General features: G+C 44.5%; 17 protein-coding genes. 4 read left to right on the forward strand and 13 right to left on the reverse strand.

The window, feature by feature from the left end; all coding sequences use genetic code 11:
• The 11 genes from nuoL to ndhC all read right to left on the reverse strand — a co-directional run bounded on the left by nuoL (window position 1) and on the right by ndhC (window position 11,951).
• Window positions 1-1,896 carry an NADH-quinone oxidoreductase subunit L gene (gene nuoL / locus Aba26S_RS06215; protein WP_005239461.1) on the reverse strand — a complete coding sequence of 632 codons (1,896 nt, stop codon included), beginning with the start codon at window positions 1,894-1,896 and terminating at the stop codon, window positions 1-3.
• Entirely contained in the window at window positions 1,893-2,201 is a 309-nt protein-coding gene (gene nuoK / locus Aba26S_RS06220) for an NADH-quinone oxidoreductase subunit NuoK (RefSeq protein WP_004655436.1), read from the reverse strand. Before nuoK ends, nuoL begins: the two co-directional genes overlap by 4 nt.
• On the reverse strand, window positions 2,201-2,719 hold the full coding sequence (nuoJ, locus tag Aba26S_RS06225) for an NADH-quinone oxidoreductase subunit J (RefSeq protein ID WP_171057844.1): 519 nt from the start codon (window positions 2,717-2,719) through the stop codon (window positions 2,201-2,203). The genes nuoK and nuoJ overlap by 1 nt, the downstream gene beginning before the upstream one ends.
• The gene (nuoI, locus tag Aba26S_RS06230) at window positions 2,719-3,261 is read right to left on the reverse strand and encodes an NADH-quinone oxidoreductase subunit NuoI (protein WP_005239465.1); all 543 of its coding nucleotides are present in this window, start codon (window positions 3,259-3,261) and stop codon (window positions 2,719-2,721) included. The genes nuoJ and nuoI overlap by 1 nt, the downstream gene beginning before the upstream one ends.
• An 18-nt stretch (window positions 3,262-3,279) precedes the next feature.
• A complete protein-coding gene (gene nuoH / locus Aba26S_RS06235; protein WP_005151242.1) occupies window positions 3,280-4,296 on the reverse strand; it encodes an NADH-quinone oxidoreductase subunit NuoH in 1,017 nt (338 codons plus the stop codon).
• Window positions 4,297-4,299: 3 nt separating this feature from the next.
• Entirely contained in the window at window positions 4,300-6,984 is a 2,685-nt protein-coding gene (gene nuoG, locus Aba26S_RS06240; RefSeq protein WP_043970809.1) for an NADH-quinone oxidoreductase subunit NuoG, read from the reverse strand.
• Window positions 6,985-6,995: 11 nt separating this feature from the next.
• Window positions 6,996-8,321 (reverse strand): NADH-quinone oxidoreductase subunit NuoF, encoded by a 1,326-nt coding sequence (gene nuoF / locus Aba26S_RS06245; protein WP_005239469.1) that lies wholly within the window; start codon window positions 8,319-8,321, stop codon window positions 6,996-6,998.
• Entirely contained in the window at window positions 8,318-8,827 is a 510-nt protein-coding gene (gene nuoE / locus Aba26S_RS06250; RefSeq protein ID WP_004804770.1) for an NADH-quinone oxidoreductase subunit NuoE, read from the reverse strand. The genes nuoF and nuoE overlap by 4 nt, the downstream gene beginning before the upstream one ends.
• 12 nt (window positions 8,828-8,839) lie before the next feature.
• Window positions 8,840-10,627 (reverse strand): NADH-quinone oxidoreductase subunit C/D, encoded by a 1,788-nt coding sequence (gene nuoC / locus Aba26S_RS06255; RefSeq protein ID WP_005239472.1) that lies wholly within the window; start codon window positions 10,625-10,627, stop codon window positions 8,840-8,842.
• A gap of 88 nt (window positions 10,628-10,715) precedes the next feature.
• Entirely contained in the window at window positions 10,716-11,393 is a 678-nt protein-coding gene (locus tag Aba26S_RS06260; RefSeq protein WP_004655450.1) for an NADH-quinone oxidoreductase subunit B family protein, read from the reverse strand.
• A gap of 6 nt (window positions 11,394-11,399) precedes the next feature.
• Window positions 11,400-11,951: an NADH-quinone oxidoreductase subunit A gene (gene ndhC, locus Aba26S_RS06265; protein ID WP_005239474.1), complete on the reverse strand. Its 552-nt coding sequence runs from the start codon at window positions 11,949-11,951 to the stop codon at window positions 11,400-11,402.
• Window positions 11,952-12,348: 397 nt separating this feature from the next.
• Between ndhC and Aba26S_RS06270 the strand changes: the two genes are divergently transcribed.
• The 3 genes from Aba26S_RS06270 to Aba26S_RS06280 all read left to right on the forward strand — a co-directional run bounded on the left by Aba26S_RS06270 (window position 12,349) and on the right by Aba26S_RS06280 (window position 15,238).
• Window positions 12,349-13,767 carry a GGDEF domain-containing protein gene (locus Aba26S_RS06270; RefSeq protein ID WP_005239476.1) on the forward strand — a complete coding sequence of 473 codons (1,419 nt, stop codon included), beginning with the start codon at window positions 12,349-12,351 and terminating at the stop codon, window positions 13,765-13,767.
• Between the two features lie 92 nt (window positions 13,768-13,859).
• Window positions 13,860-14,216, forward strand: coding sequence for a hypothetical protein (locus tag Aba26S_RS06275; protein WP_005239477.1), 357 nt, complete (start codon window positions 13,860-13,862; stop codon window positions 14,214-14,216).
• A gap of 320 nt (window positions 14,217-14,536) precedes the next feature.
• Window positions 14,537-15,238, forward strand: a complete 702-nt coding sequence (locus Aba26S_RS06280) for a glutathione S-transferase (RefSeq protein WP_043970815.1) — start codon at window positions 14,537-14,539, stop codon at window positions 15,236-15,238.
• 144 nt (window positions 15,239-15,382) lie between these two features.
• Here the strand turns inward: Aba26S_RS06280 and bfmS are convergent, their stop codons facing one another.
• Together bfmS and bfmR are read right to left on the reverse strand one after the other, a co-directional pair.
• Window positions 15,383-17,023: a sensor histidine kinase BfmS gene (bfmS, locus tag Aba26S_RS06285; protein ID WP_043970817.1), complete on the reverse strand. Its 1,641-nt coding sequence runs from the start codon at window positions 17,021-17,023 to the stop codon at window positions 15,383-15,385.
• Between the two features lie 107 nt (window positions 17,024-17,130).
• Window positions 17,131-17,847 carry a response regulator transcription factor BfmR gene (bfmR, locus tag Aba26S_RS06290; protein WP_004655457.1) on the reverse strand — a complete coding sequence of 239 codons (717 nt, stop codon included), beginning with the start codon at window positions 17,845-17,847 and terminating at the stop codon, window positions 17,131-17,133.
• A gap of 546 nt (window positions 17,848-18,393) precedes the next feature.
• On the opposite strand from bfmR, the gene Aba26S_RS06295 reads away from it, so the two are divergent.
• Entirely contained in the window at window positions 18,394-21,234 is a 2,841-nt protein-coding gene (locus Aba26S_RS06295; RefSeq protein ID WP_005239485.1) for a ribonucleoside-diphosphate reductase subunit alpha, read from the forward strand.
• Window positions 21,235-21,306 lie beyond the last annotated feature (72 nt).

Below are 21,306 nucleotides of genomic sequence, written 5' to 3' on the forward strand. Positions count from 1 at the left end.
TTATTTCCCCACAACCTGAATCACGATCAAGATCATCAATAACACCACTACACCGAGTGACATGCTTGATGCGTATTCACGTAATGAACCAGTTTGACGCGAACTGGTAAAGCTATTCCCACCCTTCACAATGGCAGGCAGTAACAACCATAACCCGTCAACAGGATCACGACCTAAAATTTTCGCAATCAATAAATAAGGTTTTACAAATACGATGTTATACAAAGCATCGAAACCAAATGCAGTACGGCAAATATGTGCTAAACCTGAACCCAGAGAGGTCTGAGCAAATGATTTAACTGCACCATACGCAAAGGCAAATAAGAAGATACCGACAGCTAAACCAACAAGGGCAACACCACTTGCTAAATGTTCAGCATGTGCAACAGCCGCTTCTAAGCTTTCAGGAATCACAAAACTTGGAATGCTTGCAGCAGTCAACAATTTTGCAACTGGCGCTTGCAGGAAGTAACCAATACCTGTTGACAACGCAGCAAGGATTGCAAGCGGCGCCCAGTAAGTCACACCATGAATCGCATGTGCATGGGTTTTCTCTTCACCAAAGAACACCACCCAGATTAAACGGAAGGTATAAATAGAGGTTAAGAATGCACCTGCTACACCCACCCAGTACAAGGTATGGTAAAGCGGAAGATTGGCAATAGCCGACTGTGCATAGACTGCACCCAAGATCGCATCTTTAGAGAAGAAGCCAACCGTCACGATTGGAAGTGCTGCCAATGCGCCACCACCGATCACGAAACACCAGAATACAAATGGAATCTTATGACGTAATCCACCCATTTTGAAAATGTTTTGTTCATGATGACATGCAAGAATTACGGCACCTGAAGAAAGGAACAATAACGCTTTGAAGAATGCGTGAGCCAACATGTGGAATAAGCCCGCTTGGTATGCTTCCGCACCCACCGCCATAAACATATAACCGAGCTGACTCATGGTTGAGTAAGCCAAGATACGTTTGATATCGGTTTGAACCAAGGCCGCAAAGCCAGCAACCAGCAAAGTCACAGCACCAGTAATCGAAATGAACTGCATCACTGCTGGCGCCATTTCCATCACAGAGAACATACGGCAGCATAAGTACACACCTGCTGTGACCATGGTCGCAGCGTGGATCAATGCAGATACTGGTGTAGGACCAGCCATCGCATCGGCTAACCAAGTTTGTAATGGAATTTGCGCTGATTTACCTGCCGCACCCAAGAACAACATCAATGCTGTCCAGATCGACAATGATGAACTTTGTGTCATCACAGTCGCTGCATTTTCAACAATGTACTGGGTATTCAACGTACCAAACTGTTGATAGAGCAAGAACAGTGCGATGAGTAAGAAAACGTCACCCACACGTGTTACGGTAAATGCCTTGATTGCTGCCCAACCATTTGCAGGGTTCGAGTAGTAGAAACCAATCAACAGGTATGAACACAGACCTACACCTTCCCAACCCAAGAACAATAACGCCAGGTTATCGCCGAGTACCAACAACAACATGCTGGCAACGAACAGGTTGAAATAAGAGAAGAAACGTGCGTAATCTTCTTCACCACGCATATACCAAGATGCGAAGATGTGAATCAGGAAACCAACACCCGTGATCATGCCTGTCATCAGTAATGACAAACCATCAAGGTGCAAGCTGATACCTGGCTCAAAACCGCCAACACTGAACCATGTCCATAAATGTTGAACAAAAACAGTTTGGCCGCTGCTGGTAAATGCAAGACCCGCAATTAAAGCGAATAACGCAGACAAACCGACTGAACCAACACCAATAATAGCTGCCAGGTTTTCAGACAGTTTATTACGCCCTGCCGCCAAGAGGATAAAACCAATGAGCGGAAATAAAATGGTTAAATATAATGTACTCATCCGCGCATCTCACTAGCAGCATCCACATCCAGATGATGGAAGCGATGATAAAACTGAAGGACGATCGCAAGACCGATACATGCCTCTGCTGCAGCAAGCGTCAAAATCAGAATGAACATGATCTGTCCATCTGGCTGCGCCCAAACGCTACCCGCTAAAACGAATGCCAGCGCAGCGGCATTCATCATCACTTCAAGGCTCATTAGCATAAATAAAAGGTTACGTCGCACCATTACACCGTAAAAACCCAGTGCAAAAAGGATGGTTGCAACGATCAAACCATGTTCTAAAGGGATGTGTCCCATTATTCTTTATCCTCTTCTGCACCTGGTTCACGTTTGCCTAAGTGGAATGCTGCAACCAGTGCTGCAAGCAATAACATCGCGGCAACTTCTACCAATAATAGATAGTGAGTAAATAGCGCTTGACCGACAGCTTTCGGACCTACAATTTCTGTCCCCATAGGTGCAGAAATTGTGGTGTATTCACCACCCAGCATCCACACCAAGATCAAAGCCAATAAAAAGCTCATCAGTGCAGGAAAAGCCCAAGCGTCTGAACTCAACCATTTACGCTCTTGTTCAATGGTTTCTTGTCCAAGATTCAGCATCATTACAACAAAAACGAACAAGACCATGATGGCACCAGCATAAACGATGATCTCAAGGGCAGCCGCGAACGGCGCACCCACGATCATGAAAATACCAGCAACCGCTAGAAGAGAAACGATCAAACTTAACAGTGCATGCACTGGATTCGTATTGGTTACAACACGAATCGTCGAAACGATGGCCACAAGTGCCATCAAATAAAATGGCCACATCATGGTAATAAGCTCCGTACATCTACTGGTGCACTTTCTTTCTGTGCTTGACCTTTTTCTTTGCCACTTACCGCCATACCGGTAACACGGTAGAAGTTGTAGTCAGGATATTTACCCGGTCCAGAAATGAGTAAGTTTTCTTTTTCATAAACCAAGTCTTGACGTACATATTCACCCAGTTCGAAATCCGGGGTCAACTGAATGGCAGTCGTTGGACATGCTTCTTCACACATCCCGCAGAAAATGCAGCGTGAGAAGTTGATACGGAAAAATTCTGGATACCAACGTCCATCTTCTTTTTCCGCTTTCTGTAATGAAATACAGCCAACAGGACAAGCAACCGCACACAGGTTACATGCCACACAACGCTCTTCACCATCCGGGTCACGTGTTAATACGATACGACCACGATAGCGTGGAGGTGCAATTTGTTCACCTGGTACTTCTGGATATAAGATCGTGTCACGTTTACGTGTGACATGGCTGAACACCATCCATAACGAACGTACAATCGATCCAAAGCCAGCTAGAATTTTATACATTTTGTACTCCCTGCTGTCCTAGGCCTGATTCATCAGAATCACAGCACCAGTCACTAACAAGTTGACCAACGCCAATGGCAAACAAACTTTCCAACCAAAGTTCATCACTTGGTCATAACGAGGACGCATTAACGAACCACGTGCCAAGACAAACATCATTACAAAGAATGCTGTTTTAATCACGAACCAGAATAATGGTGGAACAAATGGAATTTCCAAGTTGAATGGTGCAAGCCATCCGCCGAAGAATAAGGTGACGATCAAGGCAGAGATCAATACCACGTTGACATATTCCGCAACGAAGAACATCCCCCACTTCATACCACCATATTCGACATGGTAACCTTCGGCCAATTCTTGCTCAGCTTCTGGTTGGTCAAATGGATGACGATGCGTAACGGCAACACCCGCAACCACAAAGATCAAGAAACCTAAGAATTGAGGAATGATGAACCACATATCACGTTGTGCTTCAACGATTTCACGAAGGTTGAATGAGCCTGCAATTGCAACCACACCCATCAACGAGATACCCAAGAACACTTCATAAGAAATGGTTTGAGCGGCAGAACGAAGACCACCAAGTAATGAGTATTTGTTGTTAGACGCCCAGCCACCAAATAACACTGCATAGACTGCAATACCCGCCATTGCCATAAAGAACAATAGACCGATACTCATATCCGCAACGCCCAGTGTAGGGCTTACTGGAATGACCATAAACGAAAGTACCGCAGTTGCCATCGCAACGGCTGGTGCTAAACGGAACGTGAGCTTATCAGCAAACTTTGGTGTCCAGTCTTCTTTGAACATGATCTTGAGCATGTCGGCAACAATCTGGAACATACCGCCAGGACCAACACGGTTTGGACCGTAACGATCTTGCCATAATGCCAAGAGACGACGCTCAATAAATGACATTAACGCAGCAACCAAAACCACCACCAGCAAGATCACCACGGCTTGAATCACTGAATAAGCGATTGGCCAGTTCTCAGCCCAAAGTGGCGTTTGACGTATAATTTCTTGATTCATGAATTACACTCCTACCGCCACAGACACAGGCTCTGCCAATGAAACTGTTGGTGCTAAACCAATTGGATAACCGATATAGCCTGTTGGTAAATATTCGATCACTTGTACAGGTAAGCTGATGCTGGTTTCACCCGCTTGCACGGTAATTCGTTGACCATCCTGAACATTCAAGCGAGTCGCATCTTGCTCACCCACCGCAAACATCGCTTCAGGAATACGAGATTCCATTGCAGGTGTTTTGATAGTGAATTCACCAGAACCAAAGATATGGTGCATTGGCACAAGACGGAAACTTTCAGGGTTCACCACCACAGCGGTTGGTGCAACATAGCTACGTGCAGGACGTTTAGCTAAACGATCGAATAGACGGATACCAGAATCACCACCTTTTAAATGACCACCCACTTCATCTTGGTATTTGTTCCAAGCTTGTGGTGAGTTCCAGCCCGCAGACCATGCGAAAGGTACCAATGAAGATGCAGTCTGAGTTCCGACATAACCTTCCATCGAGAACGTTAATGCTGAATCCGGATCAGTCGGCTGTTTCGGTTCGTGAATCGATAACGGCGCACGAATTGCAGTACGACCTGAATAACGACGTGGTTCACGTGCAATCTTCAAGCCATGGATACGGTAACCCGCATCTGGTGCAACATCTTCGATTGCTGCAAGTACTGGTACATTCTTCACGATGTCTTCAATCACATCATCCAGCAATGTCCAGTCTACTGCTTTGCCTTTGAGACCTGTCTCAATGGCATGTAACCAGCGCCAAGATTCTTTGATCGCATATTCTGGCGTGTAGTAGCTTGGGTCATACACTTGGTAGAAACGTTGTGCACGGCCTTCTTGGCTCACGACAGTACCATCACCTTCGGCAAAACTTGCTGCTGAAAGTACGATATCTGCAAGTTTCAAGGTTTCAGTTTCGCTATGATCCAATACAATCACAGTTTCAGCTTTATCCAGTGCAGCTTTGACTTGTGCCACTGGTAAACGACGGGTTAAGTCATTTTCAACCACAACCACAGTATCAAAGTCTTTTGCAAATGCTTGTTCTAGACTTAATCCACCAAATAATGCCAAGCCCATTGAGTTCACTTCAGGAACAGTCAATGACAAGCCTGCATTTGCACCGAGGTTCTGCGCAACTTGTGCCGCAGCTTCCATGATGGCAGGATCTTGTAAGCTGGTGCCCGAAATAATCAATGGCTTTTTCGCAGCTTTCAAGGTGTCCGCAATGGTTTGCGCAAATGCTTTGGCATCATCCGCTAAACCAGAGAGTGCTTCACCTTTCACCGCAGCAGCAACTGCAAAACCTAAACGTGCGATATCATTTGGCGATGCAACCACTTCACCTGTTGCCACATCCGCTAAACGCGTTTGCGTTGCAGCAAGGATATAGATTGGTGATTTTGCATCTTGACCGATACGTTGTACCGGTTCAGCCAACCAGTCTGGCGTACGTGTTGCAGCAGCCATTTCTTTGGCTTTATTTTTCGCAGCTTGGCGCACAGACAAGGCCATACGTGGTGCAGTTTGAGTTAAGTCTTCACCCAAGATCAATACTGCATCATAGCTTTCAATTTCACGCATGTTCGGGTTATAGATACCCTGTGTTTGCATGATTGATGCGGCTAACTCAACCAAGTTCTGCTCTTTTTGAGACATCCCTGTTGAGTAGTTGTCTTGTCCAACCAATTCACGCAGTGCGTAGTTTGATTCCAAGCTTGCGCGTGGAGAACCAATTCCTAACACTTTTTTGCCTTTCAGCTGTGCAATCACTTGATCAAGCGCCTGATCAACGCTTACGGTTGCAACAGTTTCACCATTGCGGAACTGTGGTTGACGTGGACGATCTTCACGATTGACATAGCCTGTACCGAAACGACCTTTATCACACAGGAAGTATTGGTTCACAGAACCATTGAAACGGTTTTCAACACGACGGATTTCGCCATAACGCTCACCCGGAGAGATGTTACAACCTGAAGAACAGCCGAAACATACGCTTGGCGCATATTGCATGTCCCATTTACGGTTATAGCGTGCTGAATGGGTCTTGTCGGTAAATACACCTGTTGGACACACTTCAGTCAAGTTACCCGAAAATTCAGATTCTAAAGTACCTGATTCTGGACGACCGAAATAAACACGTGACGCATTGGCATAGACACCAAAGTCGGTACCACCAGCATAGTCTTTGTAATAACGCACACAACGATAGCACGCGATACAACGGTTCATCTCATGCGCAATAAACGAACCCAACTCTTGGTTATAGTGAGTCCGTTTAGTAAAGCGATAACGACGGCGATCGTGTTGCGTCATCACCGTCATATCTTGTAAATGACAGTGACCACCTTCTTCACAGACTGGACAGTCGTGTGGGTGGTTGGTCATCAAGAATTCAACGATCGACGCACGGAAATCCGTTGCTTCTTTGTCTTCAATCGAAATATAGGTATTGTCGGCAGCAGGTGTCATACATGACATCACCAAGCGTCCACGTGTGTCCTCAGGATTTGCATACTGGGTCACCGCACATTGACGACAAGAACCAACAGAACCTAAGGATGGGTGCCAACAAAAATACGGGATGTCGATGCCAAGGCTGAGACATGCTTGAAGCAAGTTTTCTGAGCCGTTAACTTCATACGATTTTCCATCGACATGAATTGTAGCCATAGTCGAATTCCTTAAGCTTGTTCTACGTCTAGAGCTGGAGCATGGGTTTTAACCTTAGCTTCGAACTCGTTACGGAAATATTTAAGTGCGCCCATAAGCGGCTCCATCGCACCTGGTGCGTGAGCACAGAAAGTTTTACCGATCCATAATTTACGCGTCAGTTCTTGTAAATGATCGATATCTTCTTTCTTACCTTCGCCTGCTTCCAGTGCTTTAAGCGCTTTCACTGCCCAAGGTAAACCATCACGGCATGGTGTACAGAAACCACATGATTCACGCGCAAAGAATTCTTCTAAATTACGTGTTGCAGAAACCATACATTGGGTTTCATCCACCACCATGAGTAAACACGTTCCCAAACGAGAACCTGCTTTCATGATCGTTTCTGAATCCATTGGCAAATCAATGTGTTCGGCAGCCAAGAAGTCGGTTGATGCACCACCTGGTAACCATGCTTTCAGGGTTAGACCGTCGCGCATACCACCCGCATGCTCTTCAATCACTTCACGCGCAGTTGTACCAAATGGTAGTTCCCAAAGGCCTGGGAATTTAACTTTGCCTGATGCACCATAAATTTTGGTGCCTGGATCTTTTGATTTACCCGCAGACAGGTTGATATACCACTCTGGGCCACGCAACATGATCGCTGGCAAGTTATTGTAGGTTTCAACGTTGTTGACAATCGTTGGACGACCCCATGCCCCTGCTACCTGCGGGAATGGCGGTTTGGTACGCGGATTGGCGCGGCGACCTTCAAGCGAGTTGATCAATGCAGTTTCTTCACCACAGATATAACGACCTGCGCCTGTGTGAACGTGCATATCAAAGTTCCAGCCTGTTCCAAGGATGTTGTCACCCAAGTAACCTTTGGCACGGATTTGCTCTAATGCTTCATTTAAGTATTGAGCCGCTTCAACATATTCACCACGGATGAAGATATAACCTTGAGTTGCTTCTAAGGTGTAACCTGCAATCAACATGCCTTCGATCAATTGATGAGGAAGTTTTTCCATCAACAAACGGTCTTTAAAGGTACCTGGTTCCATTTCATCGGCATTACAGATCAAATAGCGTGGCCCGCCATCATTTGGCGCCATCAATGACCATTTAATCCCTGCTGGGAAACCTGCACCACCACGACCTTTAACAGTCGCAGCTTTAATGACTTCAAGTACATCTTTTGGTGGCATGCTCAAGGCTTTTTTAAAGCCAGCATAGCCTTCTAGTGCTTCGTACTCATCTGCCGCACGAACAAATTCTTGTTTGCTCAAACGCCAAGTCAATGGATGCGTTTCTGGGTTACCGTCGCCATAGATTGGTTTTGGTTCAGTATTCATACATACTTCTCCAATAACTGTTTAACCGATGAAACGTCCACGAGACCGTGAGTATCTTCATCAATCATTAAAGTTGGACCTTTATCGCAGTTGCCTAAACAGCAAATTGGGAGCAAGGTAAAACGACCATCTGCTGTGGTTTGTCCATACTGGATACCCAACTCGCGCTGGAACGCTTCTGCCAAAGTTTCTGCACCCATCAAGAAGCATGCAATTGAGTCACACAATAGAATCACATGACGGCCAACAGGTTGACGGTAGATACGGTTATAGAAAGTTGCAACACCTTCCAGATCCGCTACGCTCATGGTCAATAGCTGTGCAATCGCATTCATCTGTGCATCATCTACCCAGCCATTACGGCGTTGTACACACTTCAAGGCATCCAAAGATGCTGCACGTGGGTACGGGTAATGACCAATGTGATGTTCGATGTCATGAATTTCGTCCGCAGTCAAAATCCCTTCAACATTCACACGTGGTTTTTTATCAGTCAAAATCATCATAATCGTTTACCCCTAGCGATCCACGTCAGCCATAACCACGTCAATGGTTGCCAAATAAATGATCAAGTCAGAAACCAAACTGCCGTTAATCACTGAAGGCATTTGCTGTAAATGCGTGAACGTTGGTGTACGAATACGGGTACGGTAACTCATGGTAGACTTGTCAGAAGTGAGGTAATAGGTACTCGCACCCTTCACAACTTCAGTCATAAATGAAGACTCGCCCGCTGGCATTACAGGACCCCAAGATACGCTTAAGAAGTGCGTAATCAAGGTTTCAATATCTTGTAATGTCTTATCTTTCGGTGGCGGAACAGCCAATGGATGATCCGCTTTATATGGACCAGATGGCATGTTGTCCAAGCACTGCTGAATGATTTTCAATGATTCAGTAATTTCACGGAAGTGAACCAGTACACGTGCATAGGCATCGCCTTCGTATTCCACTGGAATATCAAAGTCGAAGTTTTCATAACCACTGTATGGACGATATTTACGCACGTCGAAATCAATACCCGTTGCACGTAAACCTGTCCCTGTCACACCCCAAGCCAATGCAGATTTCGCATCGTATTGCGCAACGTTGCGGGTACGACCGATAAAGACTGAGTTTTTAAGCGCAGCAGTGTAGTACTCGTTCAAACGCTTCGGCATCCACTCTAGCAATTCTTTAACAAGTTTTTGCCAGTTGTTTGGAAGGTCGTGTGCTGTTCCGCCGATACGGAACCATGCCGGATGCATACGGTAACCGGTAATCGCTTCAACGATGTCATAGACTTTCTGACGGTCTGCGAACATATAGAATACAGGGGTCATACCGCCCGCATCCTGAATCGCGGTACCACAGAATAATAAGTGGTTATTGATACGGAATAACTCGTTCAACATCACACGAATGACTTGTGCACGCTCAGGGACTTGAATCCCTGCCATTTGCTCAACAGCCATCACGTATGGCATGTTTTGCGCACAACCACCCAAGTAGTCGACACGATCGGTATACGGAATGAATGAATGCCAAGTTTGACGTTCAGCCATCTTTTCCACACCACGGTGGTGATAACCGATATCAGGCACACAGTCTTTGACTTCTTCACCATCTAACTGTAATACCACACGGAACGCACCATGCGCAGATGGATGGTTAGGACCCAAGTTCAGGAACATGAAGTCTTCGTCATCATTACCGCGTTTTAGCCCCCAGTCTTCTGGCACAAAGCGTAAGTGTTCTTGTTCGAAATCTTGCTTCGCTTGGTCTTGCATGTACGGGGTATATTCTGTCGCACGAGCAGAATATTCTTTACGCAATGGATGACCTTCCCAATACGTCGGCAACAAGATACGACGGAGCATTGGGTGCCCTGCGAAATCGATACCAAACATATCGTAAGCTTCACGCTCGTACCAGTTGGCATTTGGCCAGATATTGGTTGCGGTTGGGATGCTTAAATCATTTTCATTCAATGCAACTTTAATACGAATATCACTATTACGCTCAAGCGATAACAAGTGATAGAACACAGTAAAGTCAGATGCTGGCAAACCGTCACGGTGAACACGTAAACGCTCATCGACCGCAGACAAGTCAAACAACATTACATAAGGACGTTCCACTTTACGGAGGAACATAAGGACTTCTTGCACGCGTGCGCGCTCAACCCAGACTGTTGGAAACTCTTCAAAAGTCGCCTGCACATAGAAGTTCTCACCAAATTTGGTTTTGAGCTCTTCTACGATTGCAAATGCTGGGCGTGAATCAACTGGAGTTGATTCTGGCATAGCAATGTCAGTTTCAGCCATTGGCTTGGCTTCCTATTTAATACAAATTTTGTCAATTTTCCCGACGACCATATTCATCATGGAATATGTCAAAAACTCATCGTTAAAATTATTTAATGTCATCCATAGAGCGTAGGTTTTTCACCGCAATACGTTCCGCATTTTTACGGTCACGTTCTGGCATCATCTTTGGCTTATACACAGGCTGAAGATCATCACCAATAACCGCTGAAAGTGGACGGCGCTCAAGCTGAATTTGGTCTTGCAATAACATCAATGCTTGGATCAATGCTTCTGGACGTGGCGGACAACCTGGGATGTACACATCAACAGGAATAATTTTGTCTACACCTTGAACCACTGAATAGATGTCGTACATACCACCTGAGTTAGCACAAGCACCCATCGAGATGACCCATTTAGGCTCAAGCATTTGTTCATACAAACGTTGGATTACAGGCGCCATTTTGACAAAGCAAGTCCCTGCAACAATCATCAAATCCGCTTGACGTGGTGAAGCTCGAATCACCTCGGCACCAAAACGTGACAAGTCATGCACACCTGTTAATGTGGTTGCATATTCAACGTAGCAGCATGACGTACCAAAGTTAAATGGCCACAAAGAGTTTTTACGCCCCCAGTTCACGGCTGTATGCAACACATCCTCAAGACGTGTCATCATCACACTTTTATTCACTTCTTCCTCAAGTGGATCAGTGACGATTTGACGATCTTGTAATGGATATTGATCGGCATCCGGATTCGCACGGGTTAAAGTATATTTCATCCCGACTTACTCCTGTTCAAATGATGATGTAGTCGGTGTTTTTGATTTAACACGACCAGAAGACTGTGCTGGAATATGACCAGTAGGATCGACAACTAACTCTTCAATGTTATTGAATCGCGTAATGTCAGCAATATTCATATTTGGCGAACCAATTTTGGTTTTAACACCCGCTGCTTTACGACGATCCGAAGGAGCCCAGTTAAGTGCGCCAGTCGAAAGCTCATAAATCAAACCGATCAATAAAACTAAAATAAACACGGCAGCCGTTGCAAAACCCACCCAGCCGACTTCACGAACCGAAGTTGCCCAAGCGTAGAGATAGAGGGCTTCCAGATCGAAAACCACAAAGAAAATTGCAACTAAATAGAATTTGGCTGACAGGCGGATACGAGCACCGCCCGCACCTACGACACCTGACTCAAACTGCTCTTGCTTTGCACGTCCCCATGCTTTACCCCCGAGGAGTAAGGGAACTGTCAGCATAAAAACGCAAAGAAATGTAACGCCGATCACGAAGGCAATTATTGCCCAATCGTATGGAGTAATGGCACTCATGCGGGGATAACTCCTGGCAGGCCTATTTTTAACAAAGAATGTATGTATTGGCCTTCAAATACACCAAACACAAAATTAATCCCGCCAATTGTACCTGATTTCTAATTTCTCATGCTAGTTGAAGCGCTTTAGTCTTTCGGATGATTTTGTCCTCAAATTTACGGATATATCCAAGATCACGGTTAATTCACCCCTAAAAATCGAATTATCTAATCAAGAAGAGCATATTGATCATTTTTTTCTTTATGGATGAATCAAAAACATTCGTATTTTAATCAACATGCCCCAATATATTGCAGCACAAACTAAACCATTGCATTGGCGTAGTTTTATGGTGAAAATTTAAACAGAATTTATATAATAGCGCGACCTCATCTCGCCATAGAAACACGTCTCTATGCCTCAAGCCCATGCAGTACTCAAACCACGCTCGCTTTTACAATTATTCGCATTCTTTACTGGGGTAATTCTGCTGTGCTGCCTCATTGGCATCGCCACCAGACACCTGACTTTTCTCGCCTCTTTCTGGCCTGCCAATTCAGTTCTGCTCGGGCTGCTGATTCGCTTTCCGCATACCCGCCACCCGATCAGTTTTATTGGTGCAATCGTAGGATATTTGCTGGCGGACACCTTACAAGGCACCCCGTTCTTACTCAATATCTGCCTGAACTCTGCCAATCTATTCTATGTTTTAACCACATTGACTTTATATATCAGATTTAATGCCTTTATCCGTTCCATGCATCAGGGCTATTTCTATCTATTTCTGTTTAGCTTTTGCTGTATTGGTGCTTTGGCCAGCTCTTTATTTGCGGCACTGACCCTCCCCTTATTCAATACCAAATTTGCTCTGGGCTCTTTCTGGACAGATTTTGGCTACTGGTTTACCGCAGAGATTCAAAATGCGCTGTTACTGCTCCCCGCAATTATCAGCGCGCCGCATTTCTCTGAGTTTAAACAACAACTCAAAGAATTTAAAACCCAGACCGTGCAACAAAGCTTGCCCTTGTTTGCAGTTATTTTTTCGATTGCGATTGGCTATTACGATGCAGGCCCCGGTTCACTGCTGTATCCGATTGCAGCACTCATCTGGTGCGCCCTGAGCTATCGCCATTTCTCAGTCGCCATCATCACCTCAATCAGTTGCGCCTTTGTGATTTATCATGTTTCACAAAACTACCTACTACTTTATCCAGAACACTTTTTAAACAACGCCATTTCGATCCGCCTTGGATTGATTATGATGACCATTGCACCGCTCACTGTTTCCAGCATCAATATCTTGAGATCCAAACTGATTCAAGAACTACAGCACACCATTGCCCACGACGAACTCACCTCTAGCCTGACCCGACGTCAATTTCTGCAGTCCGTACAATTATTACAGCAGCAAGCCACCAGTTCAGGACAAACCACGGCTTTCCTGATGCTTGATATTGATCATTTCAAACAGGTGAATGACAGCTATGGACACCAAATGGGTGATCGTGCCTTGCAAAGCTGTGTACATACCATTCAAAGCCTGCTCAGACCCCAAGACCTGCTCGGGCGTTTAGGCGGTGAAGAGTTTGCTATTTTCATGTCCAATACCGATGCCGATGCAGCTTATCTCTGTGCAGAAAAAATTCGCTTACAAATCAGTAAAACCCCGATTGAATATGCAACACAACAGAGCTTTTCGATCCAAATCAGTATCGGTATTTGTATTTGTGAGCCTGAAAATCAGCACTCCATCGAGCAATTATTCAAACAGGCCGATGATGTACTGTATCAAGCCAAACGTCAGGGCCGCAATCAAGTTGTCATTTCGACATAATATGTTGCAATTCAGCTAAATACTTTAATTATCTTTATACACAGTTCGCGTAATAGATGAGTATTCTAGAATGAGCACAAAAGGAGAAAAACATGCATCTAGAATATACACACGACTCAGATTACTTCTTTTTTTCACAACTTCTGATGCGTCATATCGAAAGTTATGTTCGAAAACATCCAGATGCTGATAATGCAATTTTTGATTTAAGAGACATCTACGAAGTATTTAGAGAAGATTTTGCCGCAACCACGACCAACCTAGAAAGTATTCTGAATATTGCGGACAGCTATAAAGTTGAAACCTTAAATGGCGATCAAGCACTCATCAAAGGCTATAAAATCGATATTAAAAATAATGCCCTGCTGATTGACTTCAATGCTGATGCATTGCAAGGTCTACGCTCAGGTAAACCCCTGATTGAACCTGATCCCTCTCTGCATGAGTAAAAATCATTCAGCTCATACCAAGCGGCGCCCAACACTTTAGATTACGATTCTTTTTCACTCTATTTATAAAAAGCAGCAACCTTGCTGCTTTTTTCTTGTCAGCAACGATATGCAGAACAACAGACAGCCTAACAATAACACTCTCATTCGGAGGATAAATGATGCAAATCAAACAGCAAACCCAAAGTATCATCATCACGATGTCACTCACATTGACGACGGCAGCCTCAGCCAACACCGTAGAGCAAGCCTTTACAACTGGACACCAGGGCCACATTCCCCAACTGGCGGACACGATGAACTAGAACTGATTAAAATCCATGTTAAAACTCTACCATTTAAGTAACTCTCGCTCACAGCGCATCGTGTGGCTGCTTGAAGTCTTACAACTCGATTATGCGCTTATTTTTTGTGAGCGTACCCCCAATGGCGAGGCACCTGAGTGGCTCAAAGACATTCATCCTTTGGGTAAAGTTCCAATTTTGGTGGATGATATGTATAGCCCGCCCCAAGTGTTAGCAGAGACTTCCGCCATCTTAGATAGCCTACTAGCGAATGGATTGCCTCATCAGCTCCAACCAACAAACTCAGTAAATAAACAGCAATATTTTTATTGGAAAAATTTTGCAGATGCAACGCTGATGCCGAATTTAGCACTCAAGCAGATTTTTTCTCGAATGGTAGATCGGTCACCTTTTTTTGCACGACCTTTAATCAGAATAATAAAGCGATCCTTTGACCGACAGTTTCTCAATCCAACCCTTTATCAGCAGATGACATTGATAGAACAGCATCTTGCAACACACACATGGTTTGCAGGAGAAGCTTTCTCAGCTGCCGACATCATGATGGTCTTTTTAGTAGAAGCCCTGTTAAATTTAATTCCAGACAAGCAAAGATTTCCTGCCACTTTAAATTACATGCAGCGTGTTCAGGCATTAGACTCTTTTCAGGCTGCCCAAATTAAAGGTCAGTGGAACAGTACAGAACATCAGGCTTACTGGTCAAAAACATGGGCATAATTGCCCCATGCACCCCCTCCGTTCCTGCCAATGCATCTCGCTATGCAAAAGCAAGTGAATGGGCTTAAAATTTTGCTATAAAAAAAGCCAAGGCAATATCCCTTGGCTTTTTATTACATCAAAAAGAGCAACTGTCTTTTCATTCTATTTTTTAATCACTTGTTTATAACGCTTGGCAGGCCAAGTCATGATAAAGCGCGCACCGCCCAAGTTTGGACTTTGATCGACTTGAATGGTGCCACCGAACCAGTACGCAATCCGGCTGACAATTGACAAGCCCAGACCATAACCACCCGAAGCACGGGTACGACTGTCATCTAGACGCGCAAAAGCTTCAAAAATACGACTGCGTTCTTGCTCTAGAATCCCCGGCCCGTCATCTTCGACACAAACATAGGCATTGCCATCAGCATGAATCCCACCGCTGATACGCACCTTATGATCACAGTAACGTACCGCATTGCCGACCAGATTTTGTACCACACGATGCAGGTAACGACGCTCTGCATCTACCTTTAAAGACAACGCTGGTGCAATCAGTTCAATTTCTTTTTGCGTCTTCAGTGCCTCGGTTTCCATCGCCACCTGATCCAGCACCTCGACCAGAACAATGTCTTCAAAATCTAAAGACGGCGTGCCCTGTTCCAGTTTGGCATAGGTCATGATCTCGTCAATCAAGGTATTCAATGCCTCAATATCCTTATCAATCATATCGACCTGTTGAATACGATAATTATAATCATCTTCTTCTGCCAGCATTTCCATACCAAAGCGGATTCGCGCTACAGGTGTTCTCAACTCATGTGACACCGCACGCATCAACTCACGCTGCGCTTCAATCAAACGCTGAATATGATCCGACATGTTGTTATAGCTTGAAGCCAAGTTGGCCATTTCATCGCTCCCTTCAATCGGGACACGTAAGGACAAATCACCTGATTTCATCTTGTTCAGAGCATAACGAACCTGACGGATTTTTCGCTCCAATGGCAAAATCAGACCGTATACCCCCAAGCTCAACAGGAACAAGCTAAATAAAGTAATGCCTGCAGACAGTTGGAACGGCATCCAGTTAAACATCGGCACAGGCCCTAAAATCAGCACTTGCGCAGGATGGTTCGGCATAGGAGAAACAATCGAAATGGTGGTTCCACGCACCGTTGCACTGTCTTTATACAACAATACACTCTGATCTTGGCGCAAACGACCAATTTGCTCTGAATCCAGATTGATATCTTTAATATCTGCAATTTCAATCGGATAATAGAAATGCTTTTTGATTTTATCTAAGTACTCACGCTCCTGCCCTGGATAGAAAATCAAATAATCCAGTACAAAAATCGGTAGCGCTTTCATCTGGCGTTCGCCAATTTTATCGACTTTGATATACAGGTAATGCTTAGAATCGTCTTTTAAACCGATAATGATATAACCTATACCATTATTGGCATCATAACGAACCACTGATTTTTGTTCTGCGATGCGCTTTTTTTCGGTGCGAGACAGTTCTACCCGTTCTGCATCGACATAGTAGATCGGCAATTCCAGCAAATCAGAAGCATCGGAAATCCAATCTAACTTCTGCTGTTTTTCTGGCTGACGAGATACACCTTCACTAATGACATAGGAAATACCATCAGTAAGAGATTCACGATATTCTTGCGCACGTTGATAGTTAATGATCTGCACCAGCAAATAACAAAATGCGGCAACCACAACGACCAAAACGACCAAACCAGCATAAATACGCAAAAATATGCTGTTTTTCAGTACTCGACTTACCATAGGGTAAATAATTCCAAGCTAGTGAACATCTCCCCTGAACAGCTACGCTGCACAAGGCCCCTTCTATCAAGGGAAAAGCCCCCTGAGATCAGGAGGCTTTAGAGTATTTAGATTCCGTTGGTTTCTTTAACGAATAAATAACCTTTACTACGTACAGTTTTAATACGTTTTGGATTTTCCGGATCATCACCAATTTTTGGACGAATACGAGAAATCCGTACATCGATTGAACGATCTTGACCATCATATTCAATACCGCGTAGGCGCTCGAAAATATCTTCACGAGACAGGATACGACCTGCATTCGAAGCCAATAACCACAACAAATCATATTCAGCGCTAGTGAAGTCAACCAACTCACCATTTAAAGTCACTGAACGACCGCCATTATCAATCACCAGATCATCAAACTCGATACGTTGTGCCACTTCGTCTTCTACGGTTTTGTCAGTGCGACGTAATAAAGCACGAATACGCGCTAGTAACACACGTGGCTGAACAGGTTTAGCCACATAGTCATCGGCACCCATTTCCAAACCAAGCACCTGATCCATATCTTCTGTACGCGCAGTCAGCATCAAGATTGGTTGGTGATAATGTGGACGTACTTCACGACAAACGGTTAAACCATCTGCGCCTGGTAACATGACATCGAGGACAACCAGATCTGGCTGCTCGCTGATAATACGACGAATTGCACGATTACCGTCTGTTTCAACCCCAACTTCCAAACCGTTACGGATCAAATACTCTTGTGTTAAACGTGCTAAGCGCTCATCATCTTCTACGATCAAAATCTTCGGTAACTTTTCTTCTTGGCTCATTTGTTTGCCCCTAAAATCTGAGTGAATCCGCCTATCAAAAACCTGACAGATACATTGGTTTATGTTTTGCAATATACACACGTTTACATTGTAAACAAGTAGGCGTTCACCAAACTGATACACGCCTAGCCCCTTTTGTTATCTTTTTATTAAAATTATGAATTTTAATATATTTTTCAGTTTTGCATGCTTTTTCCGACAGGATGAACATTTAGTATAGATTTTGTGCCAATGTTAAACAATTTGTTTCTTTATTCACCCAAAGCCGTTTAAGTGTCTGTTTTTTGAGTTATCCACAGAGTTATCTATAAGCCTTTTTTCATGGCTTTGTTATGCTATGTCCCTGTGAATTCAGCAGTTAAGACATGAAAAAAAAATTAGTAAAATGTCAAGGATTGATCTGCTGGAAAAAATCCCGTATCTTGTGTTGAAAATAAACTTTAACCACTAAGTATTGTGTTTATCCCTCAAACATCGTGGCATACTTTTTGCTCGATTCAAACGGTCCATGAACATAAAAATAGATGATAATGGAGCTATGCTGACATGAGCATCATCACTTCTACTCCTGGCCAACTTCAGGTCATTAAGCGCACTGGTGAGATTGCGACATTTAATGCCGAGAAAATTTCTGTTGCGATTGGGAAAGCATTTTTAGCTGTTGAAGGTCAACAAGGTACTGACTCTAGTCGTATCCATGACCGTATTACACAACTCACAGAAATGGTAATGAACACGTTTAACCGTCGTTTACCATCTGGTGGTACGATTCATATCGAAGAAATCCAAGACCAAGTTGAATTGGCACTGATGCGTACGGGCGAACAGAAAGTTGCCCGTGCCTATGTGATTTATCGCGACCAACGCGCAAGCGCTCGTCAGCAAACTGGTGCGAACCATCATCCTACCCTGCAAATTACAGATACCAATGGTCAGCTCCAACCATTGGATTTGGACGCATTAACAGCCACGATTGCAACTGCAAGTGAAGGCTTAGAAGGGATTGATGTTCAAGCGATCGTGGATGAAACCGTTAAGAACCTCTACAACGGCGTAAAAGAAAGCGATATCGCAACCACCATGATGATGGCAACGCGTACCCGTATTGAACAAGAGCCAAACTACACCTATGTGACTGCTCGTTTACTTCGTAACGAATTGGTTAGCACAGGTTTAGAGTTCTTGGGTCTGCCAACAGACACTTTAGAAGGCGATGCTTTAGAAACCTTCTTGAAGAAAGGTATTGAGCTTGATCTGCTTTCTAAAGACCTGCTTGACTTCGACCTTGCGAAATTGGCTGCGGCGATCAAACCAGAACGCTCAAACCAGTTTACTTACTTAGGTCTACAAACTTTATTTGACCGTTACTTCATCCATTCAAATGGCGTGCGTTTTGAATTACCACAATTATTCTTTATGCGTGTATCAATGGGTCTTTCGCTCAATGAAGAAAACAGAGAAGATCGTGCGATCGAGTTCTATGACTTATTGTCTAGCTTCGACTACATGGCATCTACGCCTACCCTGTTTAACTCAGGTACTTTGCGTCCGCAATTATCAAGCTGTTACTTGACCACCATTGGTGATGACCTGTACGACATTTATGGCGCAATGCGTGATAACGCAATGTTGTCTAAATGGGCAGGCGGTCTCGGTAATGACTGGACACCAGTACGTGCCTTGAACTCTTATATCAAAGGCACCAACGGTAAATCACAAGGTGTGGTTCCATTCCTTAAAGTTGCCAACGATACTGCCGTTGCGGTGAACCAAGGTGGTAAGCGTAAAGGTGCAGTTTGTGCATACCTGGAAACTTGGCACTTGGATGTTGAAGAATTCCTAGAGCTACGTAAGAACACCGGTGATGACCGTCGTCGTACCCATGACATGAACACAGCGAACTGGGTGCCTGACCTGTTCATGCAACGTGTATTTGAAGATGCTGAGTGGACATTGTTCACGCCTTCTGAAACACCAGACCTGCATGATTTAACGGGTGCTGAATTTGCTGAGCGTTATGCACACTACGAAGCGGTCGCAAAACAAGAAAACATGTTGCACAAGAAAGTCCGTGCGAAAGATTTATGGCGCAAAATGCTTTCGATGTTGTTCGAAACAGGCCATCCGTGGATCACATTCAAAGACGTATGTAACTTACGTTCACCACAACAACACGTGGGTGTGGTTCACTCATCTAACTTGTGTACAGAAATTACCTTAAATACCAACCAAGACGAAATCGCGGTCTGTAACTTAGGTTCGATCAACCTTGTACAACACGTTCAAGGTGGTGTGTTAGATCGTGAGAAGCTTGCCCGTACTGTAAAAACAGCAGTTCGCATGCTCGATAACGTGATCGACATTAACTACTATGCCGTGCCACAAGCGAAGAACTCAAACTTGAAACACCGCCCTGTGGGTATGGGGATCATGGGCTTCCAAGATGCATTGTATGAAATGAATCTTGCTTATGGTTCAGATGCAGCGGTTGATTTCGCTGATGAATCAATGGAAGTGATCAGCTACTACGCAATCGAAACGTCAAGCAACCTTGCAATCGAACGTGGTGCTTACTCAACATTCAAAGGTTCATTGTGGGATCAAGGGATCTTGCCAATCGACTCTTTAGAAATCGTTGCGAAATCACGTCCAGAGCGTATGTTCGAAGTTGATCGTACACAACGTTTAGACTGGGATTCATTACGTACCAAAGTTCAAAAAGACGGTATGCGTAACTCAAATGTGATGGCGATTGCACCGACTGCAACCATCTCTAACATTTGTGGCGTATCTCAATCGATTGAGCCGACGTTCCAGAACTTGTATGTGAAATCAAACCTTTCTGGTGAATTCACCGTGATCAACCCTTACCTCGTTCGTGCATTAAAACAACGTGGTCTGTGGGATACCGTGATGGTTAATGACCTGAAACACTTCGAAGGCTCAGTACAAAAGATTGCGCGTATTCCTGATGAATTAAAAGCAATCTTCGCGACTGCGTTTGAAGTGGATACTCGCTGGATCGTGGATGCTGCATCACGTCGTCAAAAGTGGATCGACCAAGCACAGTCATTGAACCTTTACATCGCTGGCGCGAACGGTAAGAAACTGGACATCACCTATAAGATGGCATGGTTACGTGGTCTTAAAACCACCTATTACCTCCGAGCTTTAGGTGCAACTTCAGCAGAGAAATCAACGATCAATACTGGCGCACTCAATGCAGTTAAACCAGCATCGGTTGAAGCACCTGTAGTTGCAGCACCAGCAGCAGTGGTTGCAGAGAAGAAACCTGAAACTGCGGTTGAAGAAGATGGTTTTACCACTGCGGCTCCAGTGCCAATGGCGTGTTCAATTGACAACCCAGACTGCGAAGCTTGTCAGTAATTTTATTCCTCTCTTAACAAACTCCCTCTCCGTTTAGGAGAGGTGAGGAGCAACTAAAGCTCCGCAAGAGAG

The organism is Acinetobacter sp. NBRC 110496, from assembly GCF_000876115.1.
Lineage (GTDB): Bacteria > Pseudomonadota > Gammaproteobacteria > Pseudomonadales > Moraxellaceae > Acinetobacter.